The organism is Segatella salivae DSM 15606 (assembly GCF_000185845.1).
GTDB classification, from domain to species: Bacteria; Bacteroidota; Bacteroidia; order Bacteroidales; family Bacteroidaceae; genus Prevotella; species Prevotella salivae.
Genome location: NZ_GL629647.1, coordinates 1991703 through 2012298, shown reverse-complemented (window position 1 = coordinate 2012298; position 20596 = coordinate 1991703). Strand labels below are relative to the sequence as shown.

Annotated in this window: 17 protein-coding genes, 1 tRNA gene and 3 pseudogenes; 8 read left to right on the top strand and 13 right to left on the bottom strand. The window is 40.3% G+C overall.

Features of this window, described 5'->3' with window-relative positions; all coding sequences use genetic code 11:
- Positions 1-650 precede the first annotated feature (650 nt).
- From HMPREF9420_RS08110 to HMPREF9420_RS08085, 6 genes are all read right to left on the bottom strand, one after another.
- Positions 651-1964 carry a hypothetical protein gene (locus HMPREF9420_RS08110; RefSeq protein ID WP_007135101.1) on the bottom strand — a complete coding sequence of 438 codons (1314 nt, stop codon included), beginning with the start codon at positions 1962-1964 and terminating at the stop codon, positions 651-653.
- A 32-nt stretch (positions 1965-1996) separates the two neighbouring features.
- On the bottom strand, positions 1997-2677 hold the full coding sequence (locus HMPREF9420_RS08105; RefSeq protein ID WP_007135100.1) for a hypothetical protein: 681 nt from the start codon (positions 2675-2677) through the stop codon (positions 1997-1999).
- A gap of 28 nt (positions 2678-2705) precedes the next feature.
- Entirely contained in the window at positions 2706-3494 is a 789-nt protein-coding gene (locus tag HMPREF9420_RS08100; RefSeq protein WP_007135099.1) for an Omp28 family outer membrane lipoprotein, read from the bottom strand.
- Between the two features lie 5 nt (positions 3495-3499).
- Positions 3500-5131: a DUF6029 family protein gene (locus HMPREF9420_RS08095; protein ID WP_007135098.1), complete on the bottom strand. Its 1632-nt coding sequence runs from the start codon at positions 5129-5131 to the stop codon at positions 3500-3502.
- A gap of 4 nt (positions 5132-5135) precedes the next feature.
- Positions 5136-5627 carry a TlpA family protein disulfide reductase gene (locus HMPREF9420_RS08090; RefSeq protein WP_007135097.1) on the bottom strand — a complete coding sequence of 164 codons (492 nt, stop codon included), beginning with the start codon at positions 5625-5627 and terminating at the stop codon, positions 5136-5138.
- 97 nt (positions 5628-5724) lie between these two features.
- Positions 5725-8151 carry a C10 family peptidase gene (locus HMPREF9420_RS08085; protein WP_044078854.1) on the bottom strand — a complete coding sequence of 809 codons (2427 nt, stop codon included), beginning with the start codon at positions 8149-8151 and terminating at the stop codon, positions 5725-5727.
- Between the two features lie 424 nt (positions 8152-8575).
- Between HMPREF9420_RS08085 and HMPREF9420_RS08080 the strand changes: the two genes are divergently transcribed.
- The 3 genes and pseudogenes from HMPREF9420_RS08080 to HMPREF9420_RS08065 all read left to right on the top strand — a co-directional run bounded on the left by HMPREF9420_RS08080 (position 8576) and on the right by HMPREF9420_RS08065 (position 12112).
- A complete protein-coding gene (locus HMPREF9420_RS08080) occupies positions 8576-9799 on the top strand; it encodes a site-specific integrase (RefSeq protein ID WP_007135094.1) in 1224 nt (407 codons plus the stop codon).
- 383 nt (positions 9800-10182) lie between these two features.
- Positions 10183-10596 carry a hypothetical protein gene (locus tag HMPREF9420_RS08070; RefSeq protein WP_007135092.1) on the top strand — a complete coding sequence of 138 codons (414 nt, stop codon included), beginning with the start codon at positions 10183-10185 and terminating at the stop codon, positions 10594-10596.
- 58 nt (positions 10597-10654) lie between these two features.
- Positions 10655-12112: pseudogene (locus tag HMPREF9420_RS08065) on the top strand (RNA-binding domain-containing protein).
- A 58-nt stretch (positions 12113-12170) separates the two neighbouring features.
- On the opposite strand, the gene HMPREF9420_RS08060 reads toward HMPREF9420_RS08065, so the two are convergent.
- The 3 genes and pseudogenes from HMPREF9420_RS08060 to HMPREF9420_RS08050 all read right to left on the bottom strand — a co-directional run bounded on the left by HMPREF9420_RS08060 (position 12171) and on the right by HMPREF9420_RS08050 (position 14209).
- Positions 12171-12818, bottom strand: a complete 648-nt coding sequence (locus HMPREF9420_RS08060) for a hypothetical protein (protein WP_007135089.1) — start codon at positions 12816-12818, stop codon at positions 12171-12173.
- Positions 12819-12820: 2 nt separating this feature from the next.
- Positions 12821-13492 (bottom strand): annotated as a pseudogene (locus HMPREF9420_RS08055) (relaxase/mobilization nuclease domain-containing protein); the annotation flags it as partial.
- Positions 13493-13750: 258 nt separating this feature from the next.
- Positions 13751-14209 carry a DUF6078 family protein gene (locus HMPREF9420_RS08050; RefSeq protein ID WP_007135087.1) on the bottom strand — a complete coding sequence of 153 codons (459 nt, stop codon included), beginning with the start codon at positions 14207-14209 and terminating at the stop codon, positions 13751-13753.
- 437 nt (positions 14210-14646) lie between these two features.
- Here HMPREF9420_RS08050 and HMPREF9420_RS08045 point away from each other — a divergent pair, with 437 nt between their 5' ends.
- From HMPREF9420_RS08045 to HMPREF9420_RS08035, 3 genes are all read left to right on the top strand, one after another.
- On the top strand, positions 14647-14931 hold the full coding sequence (locus HMPREF9420_RS08045) for a hypothetical protein (RefSeq protein ID WP_006044052.1): 285 nt from the start codon (positions 14647-14649) through the stop codon (positions 14929-14931).
- On the top strand, positions 14928-15605 hold the full coding sequence (locus tag HMPREF9420_RS08040) for a hypothetical protein (RefSeq protein ID WP_007135086.1): 678 nt from the start codon (positions 14928-14930) through the stop codon (positions 15603-15605). Before HMPREF9420_RS08045 ends, HMPREF9420_RS08040 begins: the two co-directional genes overlap by 4 nt.
- Positions 15606-15784: 179 nt before the next feature.
- Positions 15785-16228, top strand: coding sequence for a hypothetical protein (locus tag HMPREF9420_RS08035; RefSeq protein WP_007135085.1), 444 nt, complete (start codon positions 15785-15787; stop codon positions 16226-16228).
- Between the two features lie 40 nt (positions 16229-16268).
- Here the strand turns inward: HMPREF9420_RS08035 and HMPREF9420_RS08030 are convergent.
- The 4 genes and pseudogenes from HMPREF9420_RS08030 to HMPREF9420_RS08015 all read right to left on the bottom strand — a co-directional run.
- A pseudogene (locus tag HMPREF9420_RS08030) lies at positions 16269-16658 on the bottom strand (hypothetical protein); the annotation flags it as partial.
- Between the two features lie 4 nt (positions 16659-16662).
- Positions 16663-16956 (bottom strand): helix-turn-helix domain-containing protein, encoded by a 294-nt coding sequence (locus tag HMPREF9420_RS08025; protein ID WP_044079183.1) that lies wholly within the window; start codon positions 16954-16956, stop codon positions 16663-16665.
- Positions 16957-17076: 120 nt separating this feature from the next.
- Positions 17077-18003 carry a hypothetical protein gene (locus HMPREF9420_RS08020; RefSeq protein WP_007135082.1) on the bottom strand — a complete coding sequence of 309 codons (927 nt, stop codon included), beginning with the start codon at positions 18001-18003 and terminating at the stop codon, positions 17077-17079.
- Between the two features lie 238 nt (positions 18004-18241).
- A tRNA-Leu gene (locus HMPREF9420_RS08015) sits at positions 18242-18323 on the bottom strand.
- Between the two features lie 163 nt (positions 18324-18486).
- Between HMPREF9420_RS08015 and HMPREF9420_RS08010 the strand changes: the two genes are divergently transcribed.
- The gene (locus HMPREF9420_RS08010) at positions 18487-19581 is read left to right on the top strand and encodes a mannose-1-phosphate guanylyltransferase (RefSeq protein ID WP_007135080.1); all 1095 of its coding nucleotides are present in this window, start codon (positions 18487-18489) and stop codon (positions 19579-19581) included.
- Positions 19582-19615: 34 nt separating this feature from the next.
- Entirely contained in the window at positions 19616-20068 is a 453-nt protein-coding gene (locus HMPREF9420_RS08005; protein WP_147625649.1) for a hypothetical protein, read from the top strand.
- The last annotated feature ends 528 nt before the right edge of the window (positions 20069-20596 follow it).

The following is a 20596-nucleotide window of genomic DNA, read 5'->3' as shown; positions in this document are numbered from 1 at the left end:
CGTTGATAATGAAGCGTAAAATGGTTTGCGTCATTTCATCGTGTAAAACACGGCAAATCATGCGACTATTTGACGCAAATTACCGCGTAAAATGACGCAGATTATAACACCATTTTAGTTCAACGCTGTAGGCGTTGTACCTTTGATAGCCCAGGGTTGGCGTCAGCCTACCCTGGGTTATACGTGTAATGAGGAGGTCAACGCCGTAGGTGTTGTACGTTTTCTGCGTGGAATGCCGTAATAAAACACCAAAAAATAAAAGGTACAACGCCTACAGCGTTGTTGCCACGCACGGCAAATGACCCAGGGTAGACTTCGCTTTCGCTTGTCAACCCTGGGCTATCAGAAGTACAACGCTTACAGCGTTGTGTATTAGAATATTTGTAATGGCAAATGGGTTAATTAGGGGTGTTAACGTGATTGATAATAAAAGGTAAAATAAAATACGGCAAATCATCGTGTGATTTGCCGTATTTTACCGCATGAAATGACGCGAATTACGCGATGATTTGCGTCATTTCACGCCACAATGTAATGGCACATGTGGCGAGAACAAATTGCATGCATTCTGCAAACGAACGGATGGTGTGTGCTATTGTCGGTCGATGATAGGGCCCATGGAGGTTTGTTTTTGTTCCGCTTTGCCGCTATCAGTGTGATACAACCTCTTTACACACACGGCCATTACTATATTTCACGAGGTTAATTCCTCGCTGTGGACCATGTAAACGGCGGCCATCGAGGGTGTAACGCGCTACTTCAACGGCTGTATTTTGCCCTTCTTTCACGGGAGATATGCCTGCAGGGGCGGCATCGGTGATGCTACATTTGGCTGCATTTTCAATCTGTCCATTCGCCGTATTTATCAATAGCACGCATACTTTCAGCTTCGTTTTGTCGTGAAGCAACCTGATTTGAGACACATTGAACACTTGATTGAAGCTTTGTGGCTTATCAATCTCTATCGGATTCTTTATTAAATATTCTTCGCCTGGATTGTAAACACCCCTTGCTGCGACTGCAGTGAAGTCGTTGGGATAGCCCCTTAGCACTCTTGGAGAATTGATAAACTGATCAAGTTCAGTGGAAATACCGAGTAATCCAGTATCTCCCGAATAGTGATTATTTTGTACCCATGCCGTGTTTGCCTTTCCGTCTTCTGTCAGTACATAGGCAATGGCGTATGGTTTGCCTTGAGGTGTGGTACGAAAGGTAACGCGAGGGATAATGGTGACATTCTCTTTAGCCTTATCCCACTGTGCAGTTACGTCAACATCCATGTCAGCTCCCATAGCCATTTCCTCTTCAAACTCGGTGACGGCAGTGAAATAAGGCAACAAACGGCTTCTATTCATTTGGAGAGTAGGGTATTTTTGGATTGCAGCGGCATTCCAAGCATAGTCTGAACAGGTAAGCGGATCACCGCTATGAATGGCAATTCCGATGAAGTTTTCAGGGTAATTCCGTTCTAAATTCTTCATAAGTGCGATGCCACGTGGGCAGTATTGGCACCACATTCCCGTGTATTCTTCGACCACAATGCGTCGATGGGCCACTTGCGTAACGGTGATTCTCGGCAGGTTTGCATAGGGAAAAGTGGCTGTGTTGGCTTCACCATTAACCTTGGTAATTTCAATCTGCAATTCTGTTTTCGACAATTTAGTGTCTGGCGGCACGTCTATTGCAATGGTGCCCACGTCCATTCGCCTTAAAGGTTCTTTCATAACATATTTCTTTTCATATAGAACTGTGCCCTGAAACGAAAGCTTATAAGTGAAATTTTGAACCGGAGTCCTGCCGTAATTGGTAACCAATAGTTGACCTTTTGCACTCTCTGCGCCGATAGGCACATAGACTTTCCGTCCTGTGGAGGGGGCTAAGCTATAATCATCTGCACTGATGTTGCTCGGATAACAAAAGAGGGTGATGAGTGCAAGCAGCTGAATATAAAAACGTTTTGTCATATCTTAGAAGATGTTATTTGGGGAATAATGGCTTAGGATGCAATATATTTGCGAGTGAACAGCTTGCCTTTCTTCCCTTTGTACTTAATAATATAAACGCCCTTAGGTAGTTTTGTCAGCGTGGTGAGCTGTTTATAAAGCAACATACCCTTAGTGTTGAAAACATCAAATGTGCTTCCTTCCTGCAGTGATAAGGCTGTAATGCCAGCGTCACCTGGAACAAAGTCGACTGTGATTTGAGGCCCTTCTTTCTCTGTAATCACTCCGTTTGCTTGCACTTCACTGATGAAAAGTTGCAGGGTTACTTTGCATTTACCCTTCGAAGTGAAGATATGTTCAATAGAAAGTTCCTCTTTTTGTGAGGCATTGAGCGTCGAAGGTCCCAATTGGTAGACACCCGTTGTCTGCTGAGAAGTGCAATCTCCCAATGTACATACCGTTAGATTACCTTCTTCCATGTTAGTAATGGTGTAGGAAAGTTTCACATTCTGCGCCTTATTTGACTTATTAGAAATGAACAATCTCATAGCCATTTGTTTCTTTTCTTGGTCAAAGAGAGCACTTTCTACTTTGTCTTGAACAAGAGTAAAATGAGGGGTTATCGTTTCATCTTTGTCATTAACAAAAACAACTTCATTTGTTGTAGACTGTGCCTTTGCACCAACGATGATGCAGATGAACAGACTTAATAAACTAAGTAATCTTAATCTCATGCCTTATTTTTTAGAGTTTCTGATTTAATTATGGTTGGGTTATCTTGTGCTGGGTGACTTGTAACACCCCACTTTCATTGTAGAAGAAAGCCACTATCCATGCTTTATCAGGCTTGATGCCCTGAGGAAGTGTATAAGTTGTTAGCTCTTTATGAGCCTGTTTGGCGGAAAGCGTGAGTGCTTTACCCCAATTTCCGTTAATAGCAGCACGCAAAACATGGTTGTGTATGTAGTTCTTGTCAAGCTTGTTGTTGGGGAAAAGCTGTGGCGCTACTATGCCGTCTTCTACAAGCCAGAGTTGAAGTAGGCCATGTATATCATTGGTTAAGGTCTTCAAATCCGTCTCTATCTCTACCCGTTGGTTTGTAGTGGTGTATTGACATTTAAGTTCTATGCCCACCGTTGTAGTCCGGTTAAACTCTTCATAGACTTGTCCTGGCCACGCTTCTTTAGGAAGTGCGCCACCACGGCGGTCGAAAATGGCTTTGGGAACATTGGGAATAGCCCAATGTTGATAGTAAGTATCTCCTACTTCCGTGCGTAATCCAACAAAGTTAGGTGTCGTTTGGAGGGCAAGTGGACCTGCATGGATAGCAACGGCTATCAATTTATCGGCTCCATAGGTAGCTTGTAGCTGCGAAATTGCCTCAGTTGCCTGAGGACAATAAATGCAACGCTGCCCTGTAAAGTCTTCAATGAGCACATTACGCTGTATAGTTGCGGCAGGAACTTCAATGAAACGATGGTCGGAATCAATCGAGTCGCAGCCCATTAGCAGTGTAATGCCAGCCAAGAGAAGTACATATAAAGTTTTCATTTCAATCAGAAGTTATAGTTATAAGATAGCGTAAGCCCTTTGGTTGCAGGGATATAGCGACACACTCCGCCTGAACAGTTAAAGCCGGCACGCGTGCGTCCGTAGCCCATTTGCAATCTGTGTGCTCCCCTATTGTATGTAACAAAGCCTTGATAGTAGTGTATATGGGTGCTGCCGAGATTGTAGAGATCACTTAATGTGACCATCCAGTGCGGAGCAAGTGACAATTCTGCCAAGCCAAAAGCCCAGTCTTTATCGCCATTTTTCGATGAAAGATACTGACCTTCTACGCGTAGTATCGTCGTCGTTGATAGCTTTTGTTTCACCTCAGCGACAAAGATTTGTGAGTTTAACATGCCTCCATGTCCTTCAAGTAAGGTTTGATTGTATCGCTGATTCATAAGCATGACGTTGAGTTTTGTATCTTTTCCAAGGCGCTTCTCTAACTGCACATCGACATCTTGATAGTAAGTAGAAGGTCCCCACGCCCAAAACGGACTCCCATATCCGTCAGTTCCGCTTCCACCTACATTGTTCTTGCGCACGGAATGAATGTGTGAGAAGTTCAATTTGATTGTAGTTCCATATCTTCCCCCAAGACTTGAGCCTTTCGGAAAGGTGTAAGCGCCTGCTGCTTGATAAGCCCACTCTCCCTCAGGACGTGTGGCATAGGGATAAAGTGCAGCCAAAGTATAGGTGTGTTCTATAGTGAAAGCCGGCATATGATTAATGAAAGAAGACGCTCCTTCCATTCCTCTATTACTGCGAAATGCCATATTTGTGCTCCTCTTTGCTTGTAGAAGTAGGCTCTTACCACGCTTAGAATATGAACAAGAAAGCATTGAAACATAACCATTTCTGTAAATATAGCCGTTGTCTTTTGAAGGATCTTGTGTCTTCATTGCTATCTCTGCAAGCACATTAAACGAGCGATGTTGCAGATGAAAGCGAACATCATACGCATTAACATAGCGAGGAAGACGTAGTCGATGGGTTGGATCCGTCATGACAATATCCTCTTTCTCATATTTATTAACGTAGGAAAAGCCGAGCGTTACATAGGTATTATGCTGCTGAAGTCCTTTAAACCACTCGTCAATATTCCACTCAATGTCACCTCCTGTCAGCCAACTGTTGTTGTGTTTCCAATATCTTCGCTGGCGTCCTGCAAGCATTTTCACCGCTAAACCAGCCCAAGGACGAACAGAAAATCGTAGTCCTTGCAGTGAGTTATCAATGCCGAGACTTCGTTCTTCATAAGTGCGAAGGATGAAACCCGAGCCAAATTGCTCATAGAAATCACCTAAGGTTAGTTCGACATTCTTATAGTTTCCTTTCACATAAAGATATGGAAGACCCCACCCTTTGAAGTCTTTCTCAAATCCAGGAAGTGGATGTTGCAGGTATTCCAGCCTTGTTCCAGCCTCTACATAGCGGCTTGTGGCCTTTAAATTCAGATAAGTATTCGTCAAGAAATGCCCGTCAAGAGCGTCTGCTCCCGTTGATTTGTCTCTTTCAGGAAGCAGGATATCGCTCTGAAAACTACCCGAAAGATGTAATTTATCAGGCTGCTCCTGTGCACAAAGTGATATATTTGCTGCGCCAATGAGCAGCATTATCATCGTCCATCTCTTCATAATCCTATCTGCTTCCGACGGCTTTAATCTTCTCATAAAGCTCTATTTCCGCGCCATCTGTATACCCATTGTGTTTATAAACGATGTTTCCCTGGCCATCAAACAATATGGTATAGGGAATCATCTGAATGTTTAATGCTTGCCGTAATTCGCTGTTTGGGTCAAGCAATACGTCATAGCGCCACCCGTTTTGGTCTACTAAAGGCTTTACTTTATTAATATTCTGCCCCTCATCTACGGCAACAGCTATGATTCTTACACCTGTTTCTTGCCGCCATTCATCGTAGAGTTCGTCTATGGTTTTAAGCTCACGATTGCAAGGTTTGCACCAAGTTGCAAAGAAAGCAATCATAAAAGGTTTCCCATTATTAGATAAAGTATCCGTCTGTATGGTTCTACCTTCAATGTCTTTAAGTGTTATTTTGGGTAATCTTCCTTGCGCATAGCTTCCTAAACACACAGGTAACAGGCAGAGGAATAGCAGAATTTTTCTCATCTTATTTGTTTATAGAGCTGTTATAATGATATAAAAAAGAGCGTGAGTTGAAATGAATGATAAAGAGAAGTGCCGGGATTCGGCGAGGCAAACCCTTTTATTTCTTTACTTTCTTTCCGTTAATTATATAGATTCCCTTAGGCAATTGGTCGATAGGAGTGGCTATACGAATGCCTTGAAGATTATAAATCACAGGGACTTTTGAGTTTGTTTCCGTCACCGAAACAACCGCATCGGCAGACGAGGCAACAGCAAACTGCACACGAGGAGTTACATTATTCCACACATCTACACGTTGTCCATCTTTCATTATCTCTACATGTATCTCATAAGTATGGTTTAGTTTCAAACGATTGAGTGGGAATTCAACGAGCGTTGTCTTTGGGTTTATGTAGCTAAAACGAGGGAAAGAAACATAAGATTTAGAACCAACATCAACATATTGCCCCTCAGAAAGGTCCATCACACGATAATAAAGTGGACCTGAATAGCCTGTACTGCCACGCAATTCTGCCATTACCATCAGTCCCAACTTTGTTGTTTTTTGCGGGTCAAACACTTGTAATTCGGTCTTCTTTCCATCAGAAAGGAAATCAATTCCATTGATACTGAGTTTAAAGGGAGCTGTATTCGGCAGCACATTAACCTCTATCGGTGAGTTCGTTGTAATGGGAATCTTCTCAAAAGTCTTGTCTCCTTTATCAACATTAATAAAGAAGTGCACTACATAACGGCCTGCAAGAAGAGCATTACTGACGCCATTTGTAGCATAAGATGTTAATACTGGGGCCCGCATCGCAGTCGTTTCGAGACGCTGAGCACATACAAACTCTGAGTTAGGAACAGTGTATTTAATGCCATTCTCTTTGCCTTCAAACTCTACAATGAGGTTTCCGCGCACCTCTTCCCAGCCATCATTGCGGACAACTAAACCTAAAACTCCTTGGTCTCCGCTACCCTCATACAAGGGAGCAAGCTGATTTGGTTGACCAACTAAAGAGAGAGGAACGCGTGCTGCAATATCTTTCACGAGGACTCTATTGTCTGTTAGCTCTACGGTTTGCGTGTTAGCATAAGCTATTGGCTGCCATCCTAAGTAGGTAGAAGGCTGCTCTATAAGCTCATTTGATAGCGGTTTAAGCGTATAAGTTCCATTGGGAAGTCCTGCAAAATCAAGGTTATTGAAATCTACCATGGTAGTAGTGAAGATACTACTAAAACTGGTTTCTTTTTGAGAAGAACTGAAAAGCTTCACTTGTTCACCTTTATTATTATAGAGACCAAGCCCAACCTTTCCCGTAAAACGCCCAAGACTGCCATTAATTGGGCTATTGCTGCCCAACTTTTCTATCTTTGCATTCAACACCGTTCCACGCTCAACATCTTGTTCTTCGATAGTAAAAGCGTGCATACTTCGCGTTTCAAGTCCTCGTGTTTCGGCAAATTCTTTATGCTGACCATCCTTTGGATGTGCAAAAACAACTTCTATTTCTTCATAGAACTTGCCTTCTCTTAATCCAAAACCACTAACATTAAGGTAGATAGTATTAAGGTCAAAATAGCCATCAAACGCACCACCCCAGCCCCAATTAGCATGTACATAGCCACGTCTATCATATCCATCGAAGACAAAAACGTGTGAACCTCCACAAACAAGTACAGGATATCCATCGGCAAGTTCATTGAGAAGTATTTCATGAAAGGTGCTCGCCAGCATATAATCTTTATATACATGGCGCACAGAATACCCAAATTTATAGCGCAAAGCCTCCATAGCATAGTGTAGATTTGAGCTACTTCCCAACTTAAAATAAGTCATATGAACAGCCTTGCCAACGTCTCTCATCAGCACACCTACAGCGTCTCCTCCTCTTGTATCCATTTCACTTGCTCGGTCTCGCATGTCTTTCCATAGATAATCGGCACTCCTTTGCGCCTCCGAACCCTCTGGATTAACATAAGAAGATGGGCGTTCTTTCGGCCACTTATGATGGTATAAGAGTTGTGCCGTGGCTGTAGCAACACAGCCTGTTGGCGTATTTACCCCATCCTGTTTAGGCGTATACTGATTAAACGGATAGCTCTGCTCCCAATGACACGTAAGTAACGGCAACACCTCTCGCTTCTTAGGAAGTTTCACCGAGGGCACCGTGACCTCCCCAGCACGTACAGCCAACACCACGTTTTCATAGTGTTGAAGCATTGCTTTGAATTCTTTGGGGATAGGTTGGCGGGCATTCTTTGAATTCAAAGTGCCATAACCAACCACTTCATTGAGTTTACTTTCTCCTGAAACAACAACAAATCGGTTGTCGTTTGCATTTGTAAAGAGATAATAAGCAGGCTGCTTTTCAGCCCCTGTTGCACGTGTTAAGGCTGTGGTCGACTGCAATTCAGGATTTGAAAGATACTTCGATGCAATCAATTTCGCTGCATTCTGTCCCACAGGTTCTGCCCACATTAAAGATGTTGCGGCGCAAAACACACCAAGCAACGACATCCTAAGGATATAATTCTGTTTCACTTTTGTATTTAGGTTTAATGCTTTAGATGCTTGATTTGTTATAAGGTAGCTAAATCTATGATGTGCAAAGGTACGTGTTTTATTTGTAAAAAAAGAATTAAATCATTCTAAAGTTAAATTAAAGGATAGCCCAACCGCCTTTAATACCCTCTGAATAGTCGTGAAAAACATTTCTAACAGCGTTCTAAACTCCTTGCCTTTCTGAAACTATCCGTAAGAAATGAGTGTGAAGAATGAGGAGGATAGTTTGAGGAGTCATTAGGATGGGCAACGTCGTTGATAATAAAGAGCAAAATGAATTGCGTCAATTTATCTTGTGATTCGCCGTATTTTATGCCATGAAATGACGCTGTTTATCGCGCAAAGTGACGCTGTTTGCAACACAAAATGATATATACTACTTTGCGGATGATAACTATCAATTATGGCAAAGTTAGAAAACATGGCAAAGGAAAACCCGAAATTGGAGCAAAATACGCTTTCTGATGGTCGGATAAGTCTTTATCTGGAGTATTATCTTGGTAGAGAAGAAACGCCTGGATTGGATAAAAATGGTAATCTTGTTTTGTATGAAACAGGAAAGATGGCAGGCAAACCCAAAGTACACATCAAGCATAACAGAAGAAAAGAAAACTTGCAGTTGTACTTGATAGCCAAGCCTCGCACCCCTGTGGAACGGCAACAGAACAAAGAAACTCTTGAATTGGCTGCCAAAATCCATGCGGAGCGTGAACAACAGTTTAAGGAGAGTATGCTTGGTTATCGCCTGAAGAAAGACAGAAATGTCAACTTCTTAGACTATTATCAGGCGTACATAGACAGTTATACGAAGAAAGACCTGCGAATGGTTAAGATTGCCTTGAATCGTTTTAAGGATTTTCTTAAAGAGCAATACCCACTCTATGAGTTTAGCATTAAACCCGACTTGATAACCAAAGATATGATGGAACATTTCGTTGAATATCTACAATCACGAAGTGTTGGTGAAGGAGCAAAGAGTATCTACCAACGTTTCAAGAAGGTTGTGCGCTATGCCATAGACCATGAAGTGATGCAGAAAGATCCCTGCAAGGGTGTTGTGTGCAAGGTAGATGACCAAGTGTTGCGCAAAGATGTACTCTCTATGGACGAAATACAGGCATTGATTCAATGTCATTATGAGAATGAGAATCCTAATGTTAGACGTGCTTTTATTCTCTGTCTCTATTGCGGCCTGCGCTTCTGTGATGTAAAAGACCTTACCTATAAGAATGTAGATTATACCAATCACCTGCTGAAGTTTGAACAGAATAAGACCAAAGGACATTCTGCACATAGTGGTGTTATTATTCCTCTCAATGAGGGCTTACTTTCTTTAATTGGTGAAGCTCCTGAGGATTTAAGTTCCTCTATCTTCAACCTACCTTCATATGAGAGTTGCAGCAAATCTGTTAAACGATGGGTAAAACGTGCAGGTATCAATAAACACATTAGTTGGCATTGTGCTCGCCACAGTTTTGCAGTGAACATCCTCAATAATGGGGCTAACATCAAAACTGTCGCCAGCCTATTGGGACATAGCGGATTGAAGCATACCGAGAAATATACACGTGCTGTGGATAAATTAAAAGAGGATGCGATAAATAGTTTACCAGCATTGAAGTTGTAACCACAGTATTTTTGTAATATATTTGTTTTGTAATATATTAATTTTTACCTTTGCAGAGCATATAACAAAAAGATTAATCAAAACAATAAAAATGCATCTCACAGACGACCAAATTAAAAATGTTATTGACCAATTAAATAAAGTGTCTTCCAATGGTATTATATGTCCAGTTTGTGGAAATAGGCACTGGACTATCAACAATATTGTTACAGAGTCTAGGGAATTTCAGCATGGAAATTTAATAATAGGCGGAAACTCTGCCTTAGTACCTTATGTAACAATCACATGCAGTCAGTGTGCTCACACTTTATTTTTTAATGCAATACAGATAGGCATAATAGATCCTAAACAAGAACAAAATCAAGACATAAATACCGAAAATAATGGAAGATAAGGCATCTTTTACTATAAGTCGAAATTCTAATTTAGTGCTTGCAAAACAGCCAGACTATATTGGAGTGAGTAAAACAGATTGGACACGATTAAAAAGAAAAATTAAATGTTCTAAGAGTAAAACTGATTGGTGGATGAATGTAGGGTTTACGCTGTTTGGTATTGCTGGTTCTGCATTTTTATCTTTGCTTACCCTCCCTATAGATAGTAATTCTACATGGGTATCCCCCACATTAATATGTATTATTATCTCCTCTTTAATGATAGGAGTTCTTTGTGTATTTGCCGATTATCGCGAAAAAAGTTTTAGCGCATCCAATATAAATGATGTAAATGATATAGTTACTGAAATAGAAAATAGTTTGGTACGTTTAGAAGCAAATAATACTGACGTTGAAGAGTGATGTACTAAATAATAGTTTTTTTGTAAAATATGAAAAAAGCTATTCCTGTAAAAAAGGTATGACAATAGAAAAAATACAGAGCCGTACAAAAGATCTGACGTTTAACTGCAAGAGCATTCAAATTGAACCGAAAGCATTGGCTATTACCATCGTGGCATTTGCAAATGCCGATGATGGAACGATAGTTATTGGTGTCTCTGATAACAATTAGAAGATAGAGGGTGTAGATCAACATTCTGAAAAACTGAATGAACTGCTGCGTGTTCCTTTAGATTTCTGTAATTCTTCTATATCCATTACCACCGATTTGGTCCCTTGTACTGATAAAGATGGAAATGACAATCATATATTGTTAATGTATATACCTGCAAGTTCCGAGTTACATGCTAATCAGGCAGATGAAGCTTTTATACGTGTTGGAGATAAAAGCAGAAAACTGTCTTTTGAAGAGCGCATACAGTTGATGTACGATAAGGGAGAGCACTATTACGAAGATACAGCAGTGTATGATGCTACGGTTGATGACATTGATATGGCTGCTGTCGAAAGATATACAGAATTGATTGGTTATACCAAGTCGGCCAAGCAATATCTACATGAGAATAATAGCTTCATAACAACCAATGCAAAGGGAGAGGAGCAAGTTAGTGTGGCTTGTATTCTGTTGTTTGGTAAATATCCTCAAAAGTTCTTTCCTCGTGGGCGCACTCGCTTTATCCGTTATAAAGGTACAGAAGAGAGAGTAGGTGCAGAAATGAACGTGATTAAGGACGTAACCTTTGAAGGAACTATACTTGATCAGGTGAAAGCAACGATAGCTTATCTTGAAACCCAAGTAGAGGAGCATACGTTCCTTGGGCAACATGGACAATTCGTAACCCATAGAGATTACCCAAAGTTTGTGATACAAGAGATGGTAGTTAATGCTTGTTGCCACCGTGCCTACAATATCAAGGGTACGGAAATCCAAATTAAGATGTTTGATAATCGCTTGATTTTTGAGTCGCCGGGCAGATTGCCCGGAATGGTTAAGTCCTCTAACATTCGTCATACACATTTCTCTCGCAATCCGAAAATTGCTCAATTCTTAAAAGCATACGACTATGTAAAAGAGTTTGGAGAGGGTGTGGATCGTGTATGCAGGGAGTTGGAAGCTAATGGTACACCACATTTATCTTTCCATCTTGATGATTTCATTCTGAAGATTACAGTGCCGAAGGTGACAGAAAGGGTGATAGAAAAGGATGTTAATGTGACAGAAAAGGTGATAAAAACTCATCAAGAGGTGATAGAGAAGGTGATAGAAAAAGCGGTGGCTCTCAATGAAAAATTAACAGAAAATCGTATTTCTATCATCAAGCTAATAATAGAGAATCCATATATTTCTAAATCGGAACTTTCCAAACATGTGGGAATCAGTGAAAATTCTATATCTCGTAACATAGAAGCTATGCGTGATAAATACCTTCGCCGTGTCGGTCCCAATAAAGGCGGCTTTTGGGAAATCATAGACTAATATGCAGCGCACAAGCCCAACCAAACGAGAACTTAGGTTGGGCTTGCTTCATATAGGATTATTTCAATTTCTTTTGCATCAAGCTATCTGCCTTCTGCTTCAATTCCAAGTCGTAGCCATCAGCTTCCTTCTTGATATTTCTGATTATGTTCTCATTTCGATGAATGTCAAACACATCATTAAGCCACAGGATTTCCTTTGGGCTGCAACCTCTCCATACTCTGATGATACGGAATTTCAAGGCATCATCCTTGTATTGCTGTTTACTTTGCCACAAGAAGTAATTGCCGACCAAAGAAACAAAACAAAGGACAGATACTGCTACCATATAAGTAAAAACTTTCGAGGATTTGATGTCAAAGCTGTGCCTGTGAATATGTTCCTGCGGTTGCGGATGCTCTTTCTGTTCCTGCCACTCGTGCAACATGGTCAAGACACTTGCCACCAATTTGTCTATGGATTTAGCCTCCTCATCCTTGATGCGCACTTGCACACCAATATACTTGTTAATCAATTCTTTTGTTCGCTGTTCATACTGATTGAGCAATTCCTGTTCTTTCTGCTCATCAGTTTGTGCTGGTGTAGATTGAACAGGGAGGGAAACAGAACTATTCTCCTTTTCTTTCAACTTCTTTAGCTCCCTGTAAATTATCTCCAGTTTGTTCTTGATTTCCTCAAAGAGGACAAATGTATTATTGTCAGCCATAGTTATAAATGGATTTTACGTTTTTTCTTTTTCTTCTTTTTGTCAAGTGTGTTGTAAACTTCCGCAGGAACAGTACCATGAGTTTGAAACAAATCCAATCCTCCTTCTATGAGGTTGTTGGTAATTTCGCTCGTAACACTTGCAACATTGGATATGAGGTTTATCATTCCTTGTGTCTGCTGTTCATGTTCCCTGTTATTCTGTTGCAGAGCAAAGTCTATTTTAGAATAGCTGAAATTCCTATCCACCTTAGAGCCATTGAAACAATAGCCGTTCTTTTCAAAGATGATACCCTGCATTTCCTGTGAGTTACCTTTATACTTAAAGCGGACATCAATATCTTGTTTTTTCAAGTGGATAAGAAGGTCTTTCCAATTCCTACACCGAGCTGTTTCTGCTTTCAACGCCTGATAGATTTCATACTTGGTCTTGTCAGGTTCTTTCAAGCGATGTTCCTTGACCTTCTCCTTGCCACCAGCAAAGTATAAACCATATTTGGCGGTCAATTCTTTGCAAATCTTCTCACTTCTGAACCTGTCGTTACGGTCAGAAATCGTCTTACCGTTATTGTCTATTCGGTTGAAAGCTATATGCACATGAGGGTGCTCTTTGTCAAAGTGGCGACCGATAATGTACTGCGTATCTTTTATTCCTATCCTCTCCAAATATTCACGAGTAACTCATGCCTTCAACTGTCTTCATCAATATGTTTATATACAACAGTCCATATACTATATACTATGTTCTCCGCAGCCAATATCAGTAGAATTATACACGTTTGTATAATTCACTATACAAATCTGTATAATTAGTTTTACACGTCTGTATAATTAGTTATACAAACATGTATAATATGGAAAGACTTATATAAACAATACTGTATGGCTTATATGAATGAAGGAAGAGGCATAAGGGAGAGACTGGGGTGAGGCCTACTTGTAGTGCTTCATGCGCATGAGTGTAGGATAATGTTCTTCATAGCAGTCGAACTCGATGCTTTTGCCGTCGTATCCGTTTATGATGAAGGCATTGCGAATGTTCTGTTGCTCTTCCTCAGTAATGGCGCGAAGTTGCTCCTTAACATGATAATAAGTGGCAGAACCGAAACATTGCATAACGCTCAACCGAACCTTTCGCAGGTCGGCAGTGCGCACATTGTCGTAGATGCGAGAAATGCCCCATGCGTAGCGTTCTTTATAGTCGAGCATAAAGAGTGGGCAAGTTCCGTTGGTTTTTATTACGTTAGGATTGGTTATCATATACCAATTTTGTGTGTTGTTCGTAAGCATAGTGTGAGCGGTGTGGCGCAGACATTCGTTTGCTTGTTTACAATGTTCGCCACTGCAATGGGCAAAGTCGGCATCCAATTGGTTGTATTCTTCCAAGGTCATAATGTTTATGTTTTAATGCGTGTATAGGTTCGTTCTAACAGATACAAAGGTAGCTATTATTTCGCTATCTTGCAAAACCTGAATAAAATAGTCATCTTTTTCGGGTAATTATATTGAAAATTTACCTTTTGAATAACATTTTAAGATAAATTTATTATCTTTGCATCGTGTCCTTTTTAGTGGCACATGACATCGTTAGAAAAGAAGAAGCGTTATGCTTGCATCTGTTCGGCCTGAAACCTGAGAAATTTCAATTAACGAACGAAGAACAGCATAGTGGTTCTCACGCTATAGCGTGGGCTACTATTGATACATCCGTTCGTTAGGTTTTCTCAGGACCGCAGGCTGAAGATGTGGACATAGTCAGTTCCACGCTTCTGCGTTTTTATAAATCGCCCTTATGGGACTGGAGGACGAAAACAAACTAAACAATAATAATGATTACAGTTCAACAAGCGAAAGAAGTTATTGAGAAGATGGAGAATTCGTTCAGCTCTCATGATTTTATTCAAAAGTTCAAGGCAACAAAAGGTGGAGCCTATCTAAACGACATTCTACGTGATACTCCATCGGATATACACAAAGAACATGCTGTCATTGGCCGTTTCTTATCTACTTACATGGATAGATTGAAGATAAAGAAGAATGGACGGACTTTATCGGAGAATGTATTTGGGAGAATGAATGAGGTACAGTTGTGGAAGAAAAAAGAAGAACTATGATAAAGCAGGTTCTAAAATGGATTGGAATAATCGTTGGTTCCATCTTTGGGTTTATGATTGTCGCTTTTATTGCAGAAGAATTTCTTAGATCAGTAGAGAACCACAAGTACAGTATGGAACCGGATGAAAGCGCAAAAGAATTTTGCATACGTTATTTTATTGACAGAGAAGCCAACGAGGCTTATGATTATGCTTTATTTCATAAAGGCTTATACGATAACATAACAAGCTACAATAAATATTATCCTCGCCCGGGAATGTATTTAGACACAAGTGGCTATGTCTTTTCTAGTGTGTTAGCAAAGATGAAAGAAAAAGGGTATGGCTATTTAGCAGCAGATAATCCTGAACTTATCGCCGATTTCCATAGCTATATGGGAGGCAAGGAAAGATACCCTATGAGTGAAGTTGAAAAATACTGTAATGAGCGACTTGGCTTATCGCTTACAAGCAATGAAACACACGCATTTTGGGTTCTTTACCTATCCGATATTTCCAGCGAAATTAGGATGCCTATCTTAAAATATAAGTTTGTAGAGCAGATAGAGGATTTGAAAATATACACCGTCTACGATTATAATATAATGAAAAAAGCGACTCTCAAGTTAGATTCAGATAGACGGGTAACTATAGGAAATATTGAGAAATTCCATGATTCTGAAGAGGAAAAGTAGTATAAGGAATTGTTATACAAACCCTATTCAACATTAGCGATAAACATTGATTTTATAATATGGGAAGAATTGTAAAATGCCCTATATGTGGCAGCTTTAATGACATTGAGGAATCGAATACCTGTTCGGAATGTGGTAACAGACTGAGACCAAGGGGATTGTTTCAAGTATTTTTATACATGATTGCTCCACCTCTCAATTCCATTCTCGGTCCCGTCGGGCACGTTATAGTGTACATCTTGAGTAAGTTGGGTTGTTTAGGAGCTCTTATTTTGGGGGCTATCTTAGCTTATTGCATCCATAAATATGTCCCCAATATATCGAAAGAGAAAAGTAAGAAAGATGCGATTGAACTGAATGAGAAGCGTAATTATCAAGATGACGCTACAGTCGAGGAACAACAACCAGTTTTAATGCAGAAAACGACACCCGAGGAATACGAGAACACAGAGGAAGAAGAGAATGTTGTACCATCAGATGACAATAGAGACGAAGAGGTGGAAGTAAATAGCGTCGATAAAGAAGTTGGAACACCTAAGGAAAATGTGGACGGAATAAGTTCAGATCAATTGATAAAGGCTAATAAGAAGATGCATGAGAATGATGTACAAGAAGTGGAATAGCTTTAATTTACCAAGCTGAGTATTATTTCTCTATCTTGTATTCATCTGGCACCATCAGGAGGATGGGGAGTTTCTGCACGGGTTGGAGATAGAGCAATTGCAAGTAATCCATGCCCAACTCGTATTGTTCCCCGAAGATATGCCTTATCAGGGATTCAACGTGCGGAAACTCTCCTTCTTTTGGTTGGTGTCCTATCGGCTCATAGAGATTCAGAAACTTGTCAACCACTGGTTGATAGTTCACATGGTTAGGAACGGTGCAGAAACCATCGTACTTCGGGACGGTGGCAATGAAATCCTTTCCATAGTCCTGCCGTAGCGTTTCGTTGTTCCATACGATACGCTTCTTGACAAAACCGCCACTGATGTGAGGTTGGTTCACAATCTTATACAAGGTTGTGCCAACACGAATAAAATTCTCGTTTTCCATAGCCTTACTTCTGCATTAAAGGTTTGCTACCCATAATATATCTCTGTGCTTCTTGGGCTATTTGCGCAGAAGTCTTGATAGGATTCTGACGCAGCCATGCTTCGAGTTCTGCTTTCTTAAAATAAAGCATCTTACCTTGTGGCTTATAATGAGGAATCAGATTGCCCGATGTGAGCTTGTAGAGATAACTCTTTGAGAGATTGAGAAACTTGCTTGCTTCATCAAAGCTAAGCACATTTTTGTTTATAAAGAGAAGTTGTTCGAGTTCGTAAACTCGTTCCTCTATGGTCTTTTCCATATTTTTTATTTGTTTGGTAAAACGATAGAGGGTGCGCACCCTCGTTGCTGTTAACGAGGGCAAAATTAGAAACGATAAAAGGAACTGGCATTGAGCAATGTTTGACGTATCAACCTATGCTCAATCTTTTTTCAGTTGTTTGATGTATTTATCTATGATTTTCCATCCTTTCGGCTGCTTCATGTTGATTTGATCTGTTGCAGTGGAAAGGTCAGTTCGTGTTAATGGTGTTTCTTTGGTTTTTCCCAATATGAGTTTACTGCGTGCAATGGTAGACTGCCATTCATTAGTAACGTATCCCCGAAGATTAAGACTTTGCATGAGATACGCAAGTAGTCGGTTATTGTTTGATTTTAGTACTCCTTTCAGATTACAATCAAATAAATTTTTAGTAATCTTTGGTGAAACACTGGTCGTAAAAAGTTTAACATCATTGATGCAATCAGTTAGTATTTCAATCTGTTCTTCCGAAAAATCAGATTTGAAAGGATTAATTTCATTGCCAACAATCACAGGTTTTTCTTTTGGCTGGCTTGGATCGATATCATCATAGACAATTGTAGAATGGCGTTGAAAAGAATTCTTGATTTCGCTTATTTCTATCTTTTCAATCTCATATTTTAGATAATTTGCATAACGTTCATAAAGAATTGCATCAATGAGCGATGAAAACATCGGAAGGACTTCATCGTACAAAGTGTGATTCTCAACATACTTACTATAATCAAACGTAGTCAAATCAAAGCTATAATACTTTCCCTTTTGCTCTTTATTCAATGAATCATAGAAAGTGCTATCCCATAAGAAATTATTTTCTTTATAAGATTCTTCTACACACGAAAGGGCTGGGGACTTCATGTATATAGAGGATAGATTATCAGTAATTTGCAAAAACTCATTCTGCAACATTTCTTTAAGAAGTATTAAGCTTATACATTCTTTTTTTCTCATGACATTTCCAATGAGAATATTGAAAGTTTGCATAACGCAGTGGTCCACGAAACTTTGTATCTTGGTTAGTTGTATTTCAAGTCTATTATCTTCCATATAATTTTTTAATATAAGGTAAGTACCTTTGCAAAGGTAACACATCACCAGCAGATAATAGCAATAATTGGAAGGAAACAGAATAAAAGGAAATGATTATCGTTAATTAAATCTAAATAAACTATGTAGAATACAGTCTTAGTACACGTTTCTTATAGTTCTGCTACAAAATACACTTTTAGTACATATTGAAAAAGTAAAACCCCTTATAAATCAGCGATTTACAAGGGATTTGTAGTACCCAGACCCGGGATCGAACCGGGATGGATTGCTCCACTGGTGTTTGAGACCAGCGCGTCTACCGATTCCGCCATCTGGGCATGGCCATTTCATAAGACGATGCAAAGGTACATATAATTTCGAAACTACCAAATATTTTGGTCATAAAAGTGTTCTTTTTGTGTAAGGAATCCATAAAAAAGTAAAAAGACTTTGCCGTTCTGTTTTAATTTCATATCTTCGTAGGAGATAAAGAAACTGACAATGCACAATACCTTAACCGACTTCTACTGTGTTATTCTTGCAGGTGGTAAAGGACGTAGACTCTGGCCATGCAGTAGAGAGCATCTTCCGAAACAATTCATTGACTTTTTTGGCGTAGGACGTACACAGCTTCAACAAGCTTACGACCGCTTTTCAAGGATACTTCCTCAAGCAAATATCTTCATCAACACCAACGAAACCTATCTTGATTTGGTTCATCAGCAATTGCCACATGTATCTGATGACCACATCATGGCAGAGCCAATCTATCGCAATACGGCACCAAGTGTGGCATGGGCTAACCACAGAATTGCTCACATTAACCCTGAAGCTTGCTTGGTTGTTGCACCATCTGACCAGACCGTTCTTAACGAAGAAGTGTTTAAAAACGATCTCTTGGAGGCCTTGTCTTTTGTTCGTAACAACGACTGTTTATTGACTATGGGTGTTAAACCCTCACGACCCGAACCAGGATATGGCTACGTTCAAATCGGCGAACACAGCGGACAAGACGACATTTTCAATGTAAAATCGTTTATAGAAAAGCCAGAACGCGAGTTTGCTCATATGTTAATGGAGAGTGGGGAATGGTATTGGAACACGGGAATCTTCCTTTCTAACGTCAAATTCTTAAAGGAAAGTCTTTGTCAACACCTACCGGCTGTGCTGCGAAACTTTGATAAAGATAACCCCGAATGGACCATCTCAGCCGAAGACGCCTATATGAAAGAGAACTTTCCCTCCTATCCTAACGTCTCAATTGATTATAGTATACTCGAAAAGTCGGACCATGTTTACTTGAAAAAATGTGATTTTGGCTGGGCCGATATGGGCACTTGGCACGGCATTTACGAAGCCATGCAGAAGGCAGATGACGATAATGTGGTCATCAACTCCGACGTTTACTTAGAAAATTCGCATAATAACATTATCAAAGTCCCCAAAGATCGATTTGCTGTTGTCAGTGGATTGGATGGTTATATCGTTGCAGAAGAGGGAAATGTACTGCTCATTTGCAAGAAAGAAGACTCTTCGGCACTCATCCGAAAGTATGTCGCCGAAGTGCAAATCAAGAAGGGAAACGACTTCATCTAAGCCATTTCATTCATCGATATCCATTCTTCTGCAAATGACTTCAATGCTTTTTTCAGCCATTTTATGGCTTTTCGTCCGCCTGATTACTATTCATACAGGAGCCGCATGGCGCTATTTCGTCCACCGATTCCTATTGAATGAGCCGTATAGTTACCATGCATTCATGGTCAATGCCCCATTGCTCGACCATGCGAACAGGCCTTACAGAGAGGCTTTTATCGCATGGAAAAATCAACAAGATGAACGCAATCGCAAGGCCCTTACCCACTTAAATGCGCATCAACAGCATATTCTTGAAATACTGAAAGCTGAAGGATGTTCCCACGAAGAGGCCATTCGAAACATGGTTTCCGCTGAAGATATCAAAGTTATAGATACAGATGTCTTCCCACGTAACCCCGAATATTTCAGCAATCGGGCTCTCAATGCGGTCATTGGTCTACTCTTTTGGCTCATCCTTTTAGTGATAACAATTTCTCTCTGCTAAGCTTTCAGCCTCTCATCTCCTCTCCATTTGAGCCTAAAACATGCTTTCAAACCATAGTAAATTAAGGGAAAAACAAAGTATTTTGCAGATGGTTATTAGCAAAACACATAAATATAATAACGAATTTAACGGCTGAATAGTGAAAGAAAGCGCAACACCCATGGTGTTGAAACACATATTTCATAATATGATTTGCGTCATTTTATACCATAAAACACGTCATTTCACACGGTAATCTGCATCAAATGGTCGTGTGTTTGGCCGTATTTTATACGATGAAATAGCGTCAACGATTTTATCTTTAATTATCAGCCACGTCACGCCCACAATTGTTTCATCTCGCAACTCGGTACGAGTTGTTCTTTTGATAGCCCGGGGTTGACGAGGGACGAGCCTACCCCGGGTCAACATTCGCAAGGAGATTCAACGCCATCGGTGTTGAGCTTTTTCTGTGAAGGCATGCTTATAATGAGACCTTTTATGGCGGATAACGCCGAAAAAGCGCAACACCTACGGCGTTGTTCCCCA

Bases quoted from the DNA above. Each gene is read 5' to 3' on its own strand.
- HMPREF9420_RS08020 (WP_007135082.1), bottom strand. From the start codon at position 18,003: ATGGAAGATAATAGACTTGAAATACAACTAACCAAGATACAAAGTTTC.
- HMPREF9420_RS08045 (WP_006044052.1), top strand. From the start codon at position 14,647: ATGATTACAGTTCAACAAGCGAAAGAAGTTATTGAGAAGATGGAGAAT.
- HMPREF9420_RS08050 (WP_007135087.1), bottom strand. From the start codon at position 14,209: ATGACCTTGGAAGAATACAACCAATTGGATGCCGACTTTGCCCATTGC.
- HMPREF9420_RS08010 (WP_007135080.1), top strand. From the start codon at position 18,487: ATGCACAATACCTTAACCGACTTCTACTGTGTTATTCTTGCAGGTGGT.
- HMPREF9420_RS08060 (WP_007135089.1), bottom strand. From the start codon at position 12,818: ATGGCTGACAATAATACATTTGTCCTCTTTGAGGAAATCAAGAACAAA.
- HMPREF9420_RS08110 (WP_007135101.1), bottom strand. From the start codon at position 1,964: ATGACAAAACGTTTTTATATTCAGCTGCTTGCACTCATCACCCTCTTT.
- HMPREF9420_RS08080 (WP_007135094.1), top strand. From the start codon at position 8,576: ATGGCAAAGTTAGAAAACATGGCAAAGGAAAACCCGAAATTGGAGCAA.
- HMPREF9420_RS08035 (WP_007135085.1), top strand. From the start codon at position 15,785: ATGATTGCTCCACCTCTCAATTCCATTCTCGGTCCCGTCGGGCACGTT.
- HMPREF9420_RS08090 (WP_007135097.1), bottom strand. From the start codon at position 5,627: ATGAGAAAAATTCTGCTATTCCTCTGCCTGTTACCTGTGTGTTTAGGA.
- HMPREF9420_RS08070 (WP_007135092.1), top strand. From the start codon at position 10,183: ATGGAAGATAAGGCATCTTTTACTATAAGTCGAAATTCTAATTTAGTG.
- HMPREF9420_RS08005 (WP_147625649.1), top strand. From the start codon at position 19,616: ATGACTTCAATGCTTTTTTCAGCCATTTTATGGCTTTTCGTCCGCCTG.
- HMPREF9420_RS08095 (WP_007135098.1), bottom strand. From the start codon at position 5,131: ATGAAGAGATGGACGATGATAATGCTGCTCATTGGCGCAGCAAATATA.
- HMPREF9420_RS08100 (WP_007135099.1), bottom strand. From the start codon at position 3,494: ATGAAAACTTTATATGTACTTCTCTTGGCTGGCATTACACTGCTAATG.
- HMPREF9420_RS08105 (WP_007135100.1), bottom strand. From the start codon at position 2,677: ATGAGATTAAGATTACTTAGTTTATTAAGTCTGTTCATCTGCATCATC.
- HMPREF9420_RS08040 (WP_007135086.1), top strand. From the start codon at position 14,928: ATGATAAAGCAGGTTCTAAAATGGATTGGAATAATCGTTGGTTCCATC.
- HMPREF9420_RS08025 (WP_044079183.1), bottom strand. From the start codon at position 16,956: ATGGAAAAGACCATAGAGGAACGAGTTTACGAACTCGAACAACTTCTC.